This window comes from Aeromicrobium sp. PFPM2_SD2, assembly GCF_057364525.1.
Map to the genome: position 1 here is coordinate 1 of NZ_JBNFNZ010000591.1, position 1,249 is coordinate 1,249.

1 protein-coding gene is annotated in these 1,249 nt (G+C 72.0%); it reads left to right on the plus strand.

Translation table 11 applies throughout. The annotated features are described in order from the left end of the window. A partial coding sequence (locus AC2W7G_RS16640) for a CDP-glycerol glycerophosphotransferase family protein (protein WP_485869417.1) occupies positions 1-1,245 on the plus strand: 1,245 nt, incomplete at its 5' end. Positions 1,246-1,249: the final 4 nt, after the last annotated feature.

A 1,249-nucleotide genomic window follows, 5' to 3' on the forward strand; every position in this document is an offset into this window, starting at 1 on the left:
CTGCGCCGGCTGCGCTGGCTGGTGACCCACGTGCGCCAGGACCTCGCCGCCGTGCGCCGGATGCGGCGCTTCACCTGGGTGCGCTACGCCCGCGCGCTCACCCGCCCGCTGGTGGGCCGCCGCCCCGTCTGGCTGGTCGGCGAGCGCGAGGACACCGCCCGCGACAACGGCTACCACTTCTTCGCGCACCTGAGCCGCACGAACCCCCAGGCGCGGGTCCTGTACGTCATCGACGGGTCCAGCGAGCAGCGCGCCAAGGTGGAGGCCGTCGGCGAGGTGCTCGTGCACTCGTCGTGGCGCCACCGCCTGCTCATGCTGCACGCCGAGGTGCTGGCCAACGCGTACTCGGTCAAGCACATGCTCCCGCGCCAGTGGCACCCCGGCGCCTACCTCAAGCAGGCCGCCTGGCGGCTCGGCGCGCGTCGCGTCTACCTCAAGCACGGCGTGAACGACAAGGTCAACATGCTCAAGCGGGGCACGGGCGGCTACGACCTGTACCTGACCGTCGGGCCGGGGGAGTCCGGCGCGGTGCGCGCCGTCTCGGGCTACGACGCGCAGGTCGCCGAGACCGGCCTGCCGCGCTTCGACGCGCTGACCCGGCTGGATGACGGCACGAGCGACCGCGTCGTGCTGTTCATGCCCACCTGGCGCCGCGCGTTCGTCCCCAAGCTGTTCAGCGACGAGGACGTCGCCGCGATGGACTTCGAGGGGTCGTCGTACCAGCGCTTCGTCACGGGGCTGCTCGGCGATGCGCGGCTGGCCGCCCTGCTGCAGCGTCACGGTGCGCGCCTGCAGTTCCTGCCGCACTACAACATGGGCCACCTGCTCGACGGCCTGGACGTCGTCGACGGGGTCGAGGTGGTCGACAGCGCCACGCCGCACATCCAGGAGCTCATGCGCCGCTGCGACGTCTTCCTCACCGACTACTCCTCGGTGCACTTCGACATCGCCTACCTGGGCACGCCGCTGCTGTACACGCACTTCGACGAGGCCGAGTACCTCGAGGGGCACGCGTCCCCGTCGTGGTTCGACCACGAGCGCGACGGGTTCGGCCCGGTCGTGCGCACGGTCGACGAGACGCTCGAGGCACTCGAGGGCTACCTGGCCTCGGGCTGCGTCCGCGAGGACTTCTACGAGGAGCGCGTGAAGGCGGTCTTCACCCACCAGGACCGCGAGAACTGCGCCCGGGCCGCGGCCGCGTCGAGGCGATGCTCGAGCGCACCCGCGCCTGAGCCCCGCGCCTGAGGCC